Source organism: Pseudoalteromonas sp. Xi13 (genome assembly GCF_003952205.1).
Classification (GTDB): domain Bacteria; phylum Pseudomonadota; class Gammaproteobacteria; order Enterobacterales; family Alteromonadaceae; genus Pseudoalteromonas; species Pseudoalteromonas atlantica.
Genome location: NZ_CP034439.1, coordinates 219,447 through 232,078 on the forward strand (window position 1 = coordinate 219,447; position 12,632 = coordinate 232,078).

Genomic DNA, 12,632 nt, shown 5'->3' on the forward strand with positions numbered 1-12,632 from the left:
TCCCGCGTTAGAATACTATAAGTATTGGGTTACTTTTTTTGCGCATGAGGCGCTACCGAATACTTTCACGTCACCAAGAGGGCAATATTGTGCTACAAGAATATCGTAAACACGTAGAAGAACGTGCCGCGTTAGGTATCGTACCAGCGCCATTAGATGCTCAGCAAACGGCTGATCTTATTGAACTAATTAAAAACCCACCAGCGGGTGAAGAAGAGTTCATCTTAGATTTACTAATCAACCGCGTACCACCGGGCGTTGATGATGCAGCATACATCAAAGCAGGCTTTTTAGCGGCAGTTGCTAAAGGCGAAGCACAATCTCCATTAGTATCTAAAGAAAAAGCAGCAGAATTATTAGGTACAATGTTAGGTGGTTACAACATCGCCCCAATGATTGAGCTACTTGATGACGAAACACTTGCGCCTATCGCTGTAAAAGGCCTATCAAACACATTATTAATGTTTGATGCATTTTACGACGTAGAAGAAAAAGCAAAAGCAGGCAACGAGCACGCTAAAAAGATTATTCAATCTTGGGCAGACGCTGAATGGTTTACTAACAAGCCAGCTGTTGCTGAAAAAATCTCTGTTACTGTATTTAAAGTAACCGGCGAGACAAACACTGATGATTTATCACCTGCACCAGATGCATGGTCACGTCCAGATATCCCGCTTCATGCTTTAGCAATGCTAAAAAATGAGCGCGACGGTATCACTCCTGACAAAGCGGGTGAAGTAGGTCCAATCACTAAACTTGAAGAATTAAAAACACAAGGTTTACCACTTGCATACGTAGGTGACGTTGTAGGTACTGGTTCTTCTCGTAAATCTGCAACTAACTCTGTGCTTTGGTTTATGGGTGATGATATCCCATACGTACCTAATAAGCGCGTTGGTGGTGTATGTTTAGGTAACAAAATTGCGCCTATCTTCTTCAACACAATGGAAGATTCAGGTGCGTTACCAATCGAGTTAAATGTTGATGAGTTCAACATGGGTGATCAAATTGATATTTACCCATACGAAGGTGTAGTTAAGCGCCACGGTACTGATGACGTTATCTCTACTTTTGAGCTTAAATCAGACGTAATTTTAGATGAAGTACGTGCCGGCGGCCGTATTCCTCTAATCATTGGTCGTGGTTTAACAGACAAAGCACGTACCTCTTTAGGTTTAGGTGCTACTGACGTATTTAAAGTACCAGCAGTAACAGAAGTGTCTGATAAAGGCTTTACACTAGCGCAAAAAATGGTTGGTAAAGCATGTAACGTAGCAGGTATTCGCCCAGGCCAATACTGTGAGCCAAAAATGACGACTGTAGGTTCGCAAGATACTACAGGTCCTATGACACGTGATGAGCTTAAAGACTTAGCATGTTTAGGTTTCTCTGCAGATTTAACAATGCAGTCATTCTGTCATACCTCTGCTTACCCTAAACCAATTGACGTAAACACTCACCATACGCTTCCTGATTTCATCATGAACCGTGGCGGTGTTTCACTTCGCCCAGGTGATGGTGTAATTCACTCTTGGTTAAACCGTATGTTATTACCAGATACTGTAGGTACTGGTGGTGATTCACATACACGTTTCCCATTAGGTATTTCGTTCCCTGCGGGTTCAGGTGCAGTAGCGTTCGCAGCAGCAACAGGTGTTATGCCACTTGATATGCCTGAGTCTATTTTGGTTCGCTTTAAAGGTGAAATGCAACCAGGTATCACTTTACGTGACCTAGTACACGCAATCCCTTACTACGGTATTAAGCAAGGCTTATTAACAGTAGAGAAAAAAGGTAAAATCAACGAATTCTCTGGTCGCGTACTAGAAATTGAAGGTGTTGAGCACTTAACTGTTGAGCAAGCGTTTGAATTATCAGATGCATCAGCAGAGCGTTCAGCAGCAGGTTGTACTGTTAAGCTTTCTAAAGAGTCTATCAGCGAATACCTTGAGTCTAACATTGTTATGCTTAAGTGGATGATCTCTGAAGGTTATGGCGATGTACGTACAATCGAGCGTCGTATTACAGCAATGCAAGAATGGTTAGCAAACCCAGAACTTATGGAAGCTGATGCTGATGCAGAGTACAAGCACGTTGTAGAAATCGACCTAGCAGAAATTAAAGAGCCAATCCTTTGTGCTCCAAATGACCCAGATGACGCGCGTTTACTTTCTGATGTTACTGGCGAGAAAATCGACGAAGTATTCATCGGTTCTTGTATGACTAACATTGGTCACTTCCGTGCTGCGGGTAAATTACTAGATGGCTTTACTGGTCGTATCCCAACTCAACTTTGGGTAGCTCCACCAACGAAGATGGATAAAGACCAACTAACTGACGAAGGGTACTACGGTATCTTTGGTCGTGTTGGTGCACGTATCGAAACGCCAGGGTGTTCACTGTGTATGGGTAACCAAGCACGTGTTGCTGATAAAGCAACGGTTGTTTCTACTTCAACACGTAACTTCCCTAACCGTTTAGGTACAGGCGCAAATGTATTCTTAGCATCAGCTGAGCTTGCTGCAGTAGCGGCAATTTTAGGTAAATTACCTACACCAGCTGAGTACCAAGAATACGCAGAGAAAATCAATGCAACGGCTGCAGATACATACCGTTACTTGAACTTCCACCGCATGCCTCAGTACACTAAAAAAGCAGACAACGTAATTATTCAGCAAGCTGTATAATTTAAAGCTGTTTTAAAAAAACCCGCTTAGGCGGGTTTTTTATTGGCTAAAATAAAATTGAATATTTCATGCTGTAATAAGTTTTATTTGAATTAAATATAACCATTACCCACTTTTTATATAAATAATAAAGCAAATATTCCTTTCTACATGCATTAAAATCTCTTTTAATATTCTCATTATTTTAAGCGAGATTTTATGACTGCATTAAACAACCAGAATTTACTGCAACTTCGTTTTATTAACCAAGCAAATATTGATTTGGTTAAGCCTTCTTTTGATAACCTACCTGCTAATCCGTATGCAGATGGTGAATTTCGTAAGCGTCGTTACTCGGTAATTAAATTTCAAAATGGTGAGCTAAAACTACAAGCTGCCAAAGCGTTTGTTCAAGACGATTCTATTAATACCTTTCAGGGTAATGTTGAGCGTACTTATGAAAACTTAGAGCAAAGCTTACTTGAGTCAGAAGGGATGAAAAGCATTGTAAGTGAGTTTTGTGAGCTTACCGGTATTGATGAAGGCCGTGATATTGAAATTCACCAATTTAGAATGCTTGCCATTGATAGCGATACGCCCGCAGCACCTGAAGGTGTGCATCAAGATGGGTTTGACCATGTTTGTGTATGTGGTGTTTCTCACGAAAACTTAGAAGGCGGCGAGCTGCTAGTATACGAAAACAAGCAAGCAGAACCGTGTTTTAAAATGGAAATTAAAGACGGAATGTTTGCACTAATAAACGACCGTCAAGTTTGGCACAATGCCACGCCAATGAACAAAGTAGATACAAACAAGCCAGGTTACCTGGATTGTTTTGTACTTACCTCTTAAGGAATGCTCATGAACATAGCGCAACTACGTGAGCAGTTTCCTGCATTAATACAAACCGTTGATGGTAAATCGCCAATATTTTTAGATGGCCCCGGTGGCTCTCAAGTGCCGCAGTCTGTACTAAATGCAATGACTGCTTATTTAGGGCACTACAACTCAAACTTAGGCGGTGCGTTTTTTTCAAGTGATAAAACCGTTGAGTTAATGGCAAATGCGCGCCAAGCAGCAGCCGATTTGCTTAATGCGCCAAGTGCACAAAATATAGTGTTTGGCCCTAATATGACCAGCCTTACCTTTAGCTTTAGCCGTGCTATTTCACGCGATTGGCAAGCCGGCGATGAGATTATTGTGACTAACGCTGATCATTTCTCAAATGTATCGTCGTGGCAGCAAGCAGCGCAAGATAAAGGCGTTAAAGTTCAAACCGCTTTAATTAACGAGGCTGATTGCAGCTTAGATATGGCGCAGTTTGAAAGCTTATTAAACAGCAATACTAAACTGGTTGCGGTGACTTACGCTTCAAATACTACGGGTTCTATTAACGATATAAAACGTATTATAGAGCTTGCCCATGCTGTAGGCGCATTAGTGTACGTTGATGCCGTGCATTATGCACCGCACGAGCTTGTTGATGTTCAGGCCCTTGATAGCGACTTTTTGGCCTGTTCTGCATATAAGTTTTTTGGTCCTCACTTAGGCATGGTGTACGGTAAAACAAAGCATCTTGAAGGTTTTACGCCTTACAAAGTAGAACCCGCTAAAGATGTAGCACCAGGTCGATGGGAAACAGGCACGCAAAGCTTCGAAGCCTTAGCAGGTTTTATTGCCGCTGTTGATTACATTGCTGCAATTAGCGGGCTTGATGAAGGCCACACGCGCCGCGAAAAGTTAGCTGCGGCTTTTGCTAAAACAAAGCAGCACGAAATGGCGCTTAGTGAGTACTTTTTAACGCGTTTAGTTAATTACCCGCGCATTAAGCTATTTGGTATTGATGACCTTGAGCGCTTAAACGAGCGTACGCCTACATTTGCTTTAACCTTTGAAGGGCTAGAGCCGCGTGAGGTGTCTGAGTTTTTAGGCAAACAGCATATTTGTGTATGGGATGGTAATTTTTATGCACAAGGCTTATGTGAGCAGTTAGGCGTACTTGATAAAGGCGGTGTAGTACGCATTGGTTGTATGCATTACAACACCACCGAAGAGCTAGATAAGTTATTTGATTTGTTTGATCAAATTCTTTGAAACTGACAGATTTAATACAAATCTGCGCTTTTGAATAACTCTTATTAAAGCTCAAATGCATTAAAGTAGTCAGCGGTTAGTTAGTTTTTGCCCGCTGACTGTTTTAGCTTTTAGGTGTGCCGTATATGTGCTCTGCGCGATTAAATAGCACCCATGAAGTTAATATATATTTATCGTTCGATACCGGCTTATTACCTCGATGGGTATGCGTAAAGTAGCCTGGGGCAATGACCATAGTGCCTTTTTTAGGCGCAATTTTACGTTTTTGATAATAAAACTCTGTTTCGCCACCTTCCTCTACATCGTTTAAATAAAACATAAATAATAATACACGGTGCAGCGCTTCATTGTGTTGTAGCTGTGGATACACTTCACTATGCCAGTAAGGGTAGCCGCCTTTATTTACCTCGTACTTTTGCGCCTGAATGTTCCCAAGTCTAAATATTTGTTGCACCAACACAGAGAGCTGTGGTTTGCCTACTTCGTCAAAGTTATCCTGTGTTAAATCCACCACATCGCCCGTTTTTGGGTGATAAACTTTTAAGCCAAATGCGCCAATTAGCATAAAAAAGTGTGCTTCTACATAGTTAAAAACATGCTGTGCAGTGGTTTGCTGAATATGCTTTAATTGTTGGGCGTATTCTGGGTAACTGTTTAATTGCAGGTCGTGGCTGTCTTTCTTTTTTAAGTCCACACCACCAGAGGTTACACCTTGTTTTACATGCGGGCTGTTAGAGAATGTGGTAATAAAGTTATCGCAAAAATCATCGCTTAACGCGTTATCAATAACGTGGATAAAGTCCGTCATGATTTACCTTTTTATTTAGTTATTATTTGGATTTTTATGTTTATTGAAAAAGTGATGCCGCGCTTTAGCGAAACAGATGCACTCGGACACATCAACAATACCGTACTACCTGTGTGGTTTGAAGCCGCACGCGTCCCTATTTTTAAATTTTTTACCCCCGATCTAAACCCACACGACTGGAAACTGATCATCGCTAAAATAGAAGCATCGTTTGTAGGGGAATTATTTTATGCTCACGAAGTGACGATTAAAACAGCCGTTGAGCATGTAGGAAATAGCTCTTTTACCATTAAGCAAGAGGCGTGGCAGCAAGGTAAATGCTGTGTTGTGGGTAAAACTGTATTAGTGCGTTATAACTTTAAAAACAAAGCTAAACAAAATTTAAGCGAAGCAGAAGTCGCAGCACTCAGCGATCACCTAGTTTAACTAGGTGCATTTACTCCACGCAACGAGGAGCGGTGATGTAAACCACAAGCGACAGCTGTGAATTTTTATAGCGTTATTTTAACGCATTTTGATTGAGTTACGCTTCTCACTTATATACTATTTATATTATATATTGTTGCACCGCTATGACAGGTACTGTTGAGCTGGTAGTTTATGGAGAATGAATGTGGCATCTACAACTGGCAATAAATCGTTAGAGGTAATAACGCTTAGCGATGGTAAAAGCTTAACTGCAGAAATATTGCCATTTGGCGCTATTATCAAAAGCATAAAGTTTAATAACCAAGAGATGACACTGTGCGTTAACGAACCTGCTTATTATTTAGAAAACCCATTTTATTTAGGGGCAACAGTCGGGCGCTACGCAAATCGTATTGAAAACGGACGTTTTGTATTGTCAGGCACAGAATACCAACTTAAAGCAAATAATGGCCCAAATAGCTTACACGGCGGCGAAAAAGGCTTTAATAAAGTACTGTGGCAAGTCACTAAGCAAAGCAATAATGAAGTGGAGCTCTATTACTGCTCGGCAGATGGAGAAGAAGGCTTTCCTGGGCAGTTACAAGTTTGGCAAACAATTACTGCACGCAATGGCGAGCTAATCCTCAGTTACAAAGCCATTACCGATAAAGAAACCCTCGTTAACTTTACCAACCACTGCTATTTTAATCTTGAAGGCAGTGAAAGCATTAATAATCACCTGCTGCAAATAAATACCGCAACGTATTTACCTATCGATAGTAACAGTATACCGCTTGCCCATCATGAAGATGGCTCGGGCAGCTGCTTTGATTTTACTCACCCTAAGCCCATTGGCGATGCACTGTGCGCACAGCATGCGCAACTTGATGCCGGTAGTGGCTTTGATCATTGCTATATTTTTAGTGATGACAATCGTTTAAAAACAATGGCTACATTAACCTCGCCACACACGGGCGTTAATTTAACCCTTAAAAGTACCCAGCCTGGTATGCAGCTTTATACGGCAAATTTTGTAGGTTCTCCTTTTAATGCACGCCAAGCGGTGTGTTTAGAAGCTCAAAACTGGCCCAATGCAGCAAATAGAAGCGATTATCCAAAAGCTAATTTATTGCCAAATGAAGAATATAATCAGCAAATAATTTTTGCGTTTTCGCAATAACATACTAATTCCACTGTTAAATTAAAGAAAACAAAAAGAAAAATACACGTAACAAAAAGATAGCCATAATTAAGGAAAAGGTTGCACTTTTGCTCAATTTAAAGTATTTATATTATAAATAGTATTTGAAGCTATACACACCACACAACGACAAAATGACTACACACAATCAGGAGTTTTTAAAAAATGATAATTAACAATAAGTTATCGTTCAACAAGAAAACCGCACTCAGTATTGCTATTACAGGCATATTGGCAAGCGGCCACGTTGCAGCTCAAGGCGCTGAAGGCGACACACCGACAGTAGTAGATAAAGATGTTGAGGTTATCGCAGTAACGGGTATTCGCAGCAGCTTACGTTCATCAATGTTAGATAAAAAAGCATCTAATGTTGTAACCGATGGGATTAAAGCAGAAGATCTTGGTAAATTTCCTGATTTAAACGTAGCAGAGTCTCTGCAACGTATTACAGGTGTAGCCATTGACCGTAGTGGCGGTGAAGGGCAAGCAGTAACAATTCGTGGTTTTGGCCCACAATTTAACACGGTACTTGTAAATGGTCGTCAAATTGCGACTGACAGTGCAGGGCGTGAATTTAATTTTGATGTATTAGCGGCAGACCAAATCACCGGTGCTGATATTTATAAAAGTAACAGTGCAACGCTTCAAGAAGGCGGCATTGGTGGTACGGTTAACGTAACCACAGCTCGTCCATTCGATTTTGGTGGCTTACATGTGATTGGTTCAGTGAAAGGCATGTACGAAAGCCTTTCTGAAGAAGTATCGCCATCGGCTTCATTTTTAGTAAGTAATACGTTTAACGACGACAAGCTCGGTGTGCTTTTTGCCATCACTAACCAACAACGTAAGCTGCAAAATAACCAAATTTTAACGGCGGGTTGGCGCGGTGGACAAACTATTTCAAATCCACAAGACGGCGTACTGTACGACAATGCATACATCCCACGTAACTGGGATCAAGTTGTAGATGAGCAAGACCGTGAACGTACTAATGCAAGCTTAGTATTACAATATGCACCGTCTGACGATATTACTATTACTGTAGATGGTTTAATTTCAAAATTTGAAGTGGACTCATCAGTACGCGATTTAGCTTCTTGGTTTGAACCAGACCGCGTAGGTAGCGCAACAATCGATCCTGAAACGGGCACCTTACTTACCTTTACGCAAGAAGTAGGTTTAGGTAACGCCAGTGGCAACCCTGCAACCGACTTTGTATCACACACACGTAACTCGCGTGATGTAACTAACAAAGCATTTGGTATTAACGTTGACTGGCAAGTAAACGAGTCATTAAAAGCAAAATTTGACGTATCTCGCTCAACAGCTGAAAACGACCGTGCTGGTAATGACCGCTTTAACGTAGTGGGTATTATTAACAGCTACAGCTTTGACGGCACCGGTAGCGTTCCTACCGTACAGCATGATGGTTTTGAAAATGGCTCGCTGCCAGATGCAAGCCTTGCGCGTCTTCACTACAACGAAATTGGTAACCAGTTTACAGATGAAGATGAAATTACCGAAATCAAAGCCGATTTTGAATACGTACCAGATAAAGGCCCAGTTGATCGCATTAACTTTGGTGCTTATCGTCAAGAACGTGAAAAATCAAGCTTCCAAATTTTTGGTAGCCAATGTCAATTTTGTGGTTACGGCACTGAAGCACCACTTGATGAAATTGATTTTGAAGCTTACTCAGCAAGTAACTACTTCCCAGGTTTAATCGATACATTTTATAGCTACGACGGCGATAAAATGCTTGATTACCTTGCTGACCAAGGTTTCCCTGTAGAGCCAACACTACAAAATAACCGTTACACAATTAACGAAGATATCACTAGCCTTTACATGGACTTTACCATTGGTTTTGACCTAGCTGATATGCCAGTAACGGTTAACATGGGTGCACGTTACTCAGAAACTGATATTGAAGTAGCTGCTGTACAAAGCTTTATCAGCGATGTTATTCCTACCTCTGATGCCACTTTATTCCAAAACGTATTTGGCCCGGCAACAGACATTCAAGAAGGGACGAGCTACTCAAACTTACTTCCTTCTTTTAACGTTAAGCTTGAACTGCAAGACAACATGATTTTACGCTTTGCAGCGTACGACAGTATTACTCGTCCTACTATGTCACAGTTATCACCTGCGACCACGTTTAACGAGCCTCGTCGTCAAAACTTAACAGCAAGTGGTGGTAACCCTGCACTTAAGCCGTTCCAATCTGAAAACTGGGATATCTCTTACGAGTGGTACTACAACGACGCTAACTTATTTAGCTTTGCCGTATTTAGTAAAGAAGTGGATGACTTTATTGTTACCCTAACCGGCGACGAAACATACGACATGACTGACCGTACAGGCCCTGATTTTGCGTGTACAACCTGTACTGACCAAACCGATGCCGAACTTAACGGTAGCTCAGAAGTTTACACTGTAAGCCGCCCGCAAAATGGCGAGTCTGCAACGGTAACGGGTTACGAAATCGGTGTAACTCATATGTTTGAAAACGGCTTTGGTTTTATTGCTAATGCCACGGTAGTAGATAGCGATATTAGTGTTGATGGCGATACAAGCCAAACATTTGCGCTTGAAGGGTTAGGTGATTCACAAAACTTAGTGCTGTTTTACGAGCAAGATAACTGGCAGGCACGTGTTGCATTTAACAACCGTGAGGGCTTTTTACGCTTAGTTGATAACGGCTTTAACGGCGAACCAGTGAACGTAGAAACGTACGGTCAATGGGATATTAGTGCAAGCTACGATATCAACGAAAACTTCACTATTTTTGCCGAAGGCATCAACATTACTGAAGAAGAGCTAGTGCAAACGGGCCGTTTTGCTAATCAAATCTACTCTGTAGAAGATAATGGCTCACGTTACGCGTTTGGTATTCGCGGTACGTTTTAATTGATAGCAGAGGCAGCGATTGCCTCTTAGTTTTCATTGCAGTGCATTATAAGTGCTGTTACTAATAAAGTTAGTAGCTAATTTGCACAAAATGATACTAATTTAAACAAATGCCCGAAAGGGCATTTGTTGTCTAACCGGTTATCAATAAAGTACTCAAAGAGTAGTCCGTTATGAATAAAGCAATAAAAACAATCGCCGTAATTGGTGGCGGCACAGCAGGATGGCTGAGCGCTGCAATTATCGCTTCGTATCACCAAGGTAATAAGGGTGATGGCTTAAAAGTGATGTTGGTAGAATCATCTGATATTCCAACAATTGGTGTAGGTGAAGGTACCTGGCCCACTATGAAAAACACGCTTCAGCAAATTGGTTTGCGAGAAGTGGATGTATTTAAAGCCTGTAATGCCACCTTTAAACAAGGCGGTAAATTTGTAAACTGGACGCATGGCAACAACGATTTTTACTACCATCCCTTTACGGTACCGCTAGGTTACGGCCGTATAGATTTAGCCCCCTATTTAGATAATGTTGAAAACTTTGCTCAGCAAACTAATTTTCAGCACGATATTTGCGAAGCAAACCTAGCACCGAGAGGCATTGCGCAAGGCGAGTATCAAGCAAATTGTAATTACGCATACCATTTAGATGCCGGTGCCTTTGCCGAGCTATTAAAGCAACATTGTAAGAGCAAACTAGGCATTGAGCACATTATTGGCACCGTTGATCAGGTAAAGCTTGATGAAAGCGGGGCTATAGACACGCTTACCTTAACTGATCAAACCCGCACCATAAACGCTGATTTATACATAGACTGTACGGGTTTTTCATCGCTGTTATTAGGCCAAGCCCTTAACGTGCCATTTAAAAAAATGGACCACGTATTATTTAACGACAGCGCCCTAGCTATGCAAGTCCCCTACGAAGAAGGTGATGAGTCACTGGCCAGTCATACCATTGCCACCGCACAAAATGCTGGGTGGATTTGGGATATAGGCCTAACGCATCGCCGTGGTGTAGGGCATGTATATTCAAGCAAGTTTTTATCAGATGAAGAAGCCGAGCAAAACTTACGTAACTATTTAGGTGATGCCGCTAAAGGCTTAACTGCCCGAAAAATAAGTTTTGAGTCAGGCTATCGCGAAAAATTTTGGCACAAAAACTGTGTTGCAGTGGGAATGTCGGCAGGTTTTGTAGAGCCCCTTGAAGCAACCGCCATTATGTTGGTTGAAATTTCGTCTCGCTTTGTTGCAGAGCACATGCCAGCCGATACCCAAGTAATGCACATTGTTGCAAAGCGCTTTAATGAGCAAATGGATTATCGCTGGCAGCGTATTATCGATTTTTTAAAACTACATTACATGTTAACTAAGCGCCCAGAGCCTTACTGGCAAGCGCACATACAACCGCAAAGCATTCCGCAAAGTTTACAAGAAGACTTACTGCTTTGGGGGACGCGTGGCCCACTTATTCAAGATTTTCATGGCGCATTAGAGCTATTTCCTGCCGCCAGTTACCAGTATGTTTTATACGGTATGGGCTTTAAGCCCGACTTTACTAAGCAAGCGTATTTGTACTCAAACGATGCGCAAGCAAATCAAATAATTGAACGTAACAGCCAGCTTACACAGCAGATGTTGCAAACGTTGCCGCCTCACCGTGCTTATATTGAGCAGTGGCTTGCGGCTAACCCAGTTTAAGGATGTGTAACTATGGCAATTAGTGAACTATCAAATACTCAACACCAAGCAATAAAAATTAACCCTAATGCGGGTGTTGAATACGCAAAAACACAGCATTTAGTTAATCTACGTGCAAACGAAGTAGCAAAAGCAGCCTGCGATTTACCTATTTTTTTAGCGCGTAACGCACACAACGGCAGCTACACCATTTCCGGCTTAACCAGCTTTAGTGCTCAGCAAAGTTTATTTGTGAGTAACAATCAATGGCAAGCGCTGTACACGCCTGTGTGCATGCAAACCCAGCCGCTTTATTTACTCACTCGTGAGGCAAATAGCAGTGATTACTTTATTGCTATTGATGAGCAAAGCTCAGCCGTTAATACCCAGCAAGGCGAGCCGTTATTTGATGCCAAAGGCAACCCAAGCCTGTATTTAAGTGCGCAGCAAAAGCTACTAGAAAGCGATTTAAAAAATGATTACCAAACGTACCAATTTACCCAAGAAATTGCCCGCTTAGGGCTTATTAAAAACATAGATATTGTTTTGCAGTTTGAACAAGGCGAGGCGCAAACTATTCAAGGTTTGAGCACTGTTGATGAAGATAAACTGCAAACTTTAGACAGCGATACCATTGCCAATTTACACAAACAAGGTTACCTGAGCGTGCTTAACAGCATGCTTATTTCGTTGTTTCAGTTAAATGCGTTAGTAAAGCGTCACAACCAGCATCCTGAACTTATGCCATTAAAGCAAATTAAGTTAGAACTAAGTCGAGATGCACACGCACTGTAAGGTGCAATTTATTAATTAGCCTTTACAGGTTAATACGTTCACATAGACAGACATTGCGTTTAACGCGC

Annotated in this window: 9 protein-coding genes; 8 read left to right on the forward strand and 1 reads right to left on the reverse strand. The window is 41.6% G+C overall.

Translation table 11 applies throughout. From position 1 onward, the window contains the following. Nucleotides 1-89: 89 nt before the first annotated feature. The 3 genes from acnB (at nt 90) to EJ103_RS01070 (ending at nt 4,760) form a co-directional block, all read left to right on the forward strand. A complete protein-coding gene (gene acnB / locus EJ103_RS01060; protein WP_126005547.1) occupies nt 90-2,687 on the forward strand; it encodes a bifunctional aconitate hydratase 2/2-methylisocitrate dehydratase in 2,598 nt (865 codons plus the stop codon). Nucleotides 2,688-2,885: 198 nt separating this feature from the next. Then, a complete protein-coding gene (locus EJ103_RS01065; RefSeq protein ID WP_004588163.1) occupies nt 2,886-3,518 on the forward strand; it encodes a 2OG-Fe dioxygenase family protein in 633 nt (210 codons plus the stop codon). Nucleotides 3,519-3,527: 9 nt separating this feature from the next. Further along, entirely contained in the window at nt 3,528-4,760 is a 1,233-nt protein-coding gene (locus tag EJ103_RS01070) for a cysteine desulfurase-like protein (protein WP_126005549.1), read from the forward strand. Nucleotides 4,761-4,863: 103 nt separating this feature from the next. On the opposite strand, the gene EJ103_RS01075 is transcribed toward EJ103_RS01070, so the two are convergent. Continuing rightward, nucleotides 4,864-5,568: a 2OG-Fe(II) oxygenase gene (locus tag EJ103_RS01075; protein ID WP_004588165.1), complete on the reverse strand. Its 705-nt coding sequence runs from the start codon at nt 5,566-5,568 to the stop codon at nt 4,864-4,866. 36 nt (nt 5,569-5,604) lie between these two features. On the opposite strand from EJ103_RS01075, the gene EJ103_RS01080 reads away from it, so the two are divergent. The 5 genes from EJ103_RS01080 (at nt 5,605) to EJ103_RS01100 (ending at nt 12,564) form a co-directional block, all read left to right on the forward strand. Continuing rightward, nucleotides 5,605-5,994: a thioesterase family protein gene (locus EJ103_RS01080; RefSeq protein WP_004588166.1), complete on the forward strand. Its 390-nt coding sequence runs from the start codon at nt 5,605-5,607 to the stop codon at nt 5,992-5,994. Nucleotides 5,995-6,175: 181 nt separating this feature from the next. Further along, nucleotides 6,176-7,156: an aldose epimerase family protein gene (locus EJ103_RS01085; protein WP_126005551.1), complete on the forward strand. Its 981-nt coding sequence runs from the start codon at nt 6,176-6,178 to the stop codon at nt 7,154-7,156. A 186-nt stretch (nt 7,157-7,342) separates the two neighbouring features. Continuing rightward, entirely contained in the window at nt 7,343-10,090 is a 2,748-nt protein-coding gene (locus tag EJ103_RS01090; RefSeq protein ID WP_024032017.1) for a TonB-dependent receptor, read from the forward strand. A 173-nt stretch (nt 10,091-10,263) separates the two neighbouring features. Continuing rightward, the gene (locus tag EJ103_RS01095; protein ID WP_126005553.1) at nt 10,264-11,790 is read left to right on the forward strand and encodes a tryptophan halogenase family protein; all 1,527 of its coding nucleotides are present in this window, start codon (nt 10,264-10,266) and stop codon (nt 11,788-11,790) included. Between the two features lie 12 nt (nt 11,791-11,802). Next, complete coding sequence (locus tag EJ103_RS01100) at nt 11,803-12,564, forward strand: SapC family protein (protein ID WP_029774126.1); 762 nt, start codon at nt 11,803-11,805, stop codon at nt 12,562-12,564. The last annotated feature ends 68 nt before the right edge of the window (nt 12,565-12,632 follow it).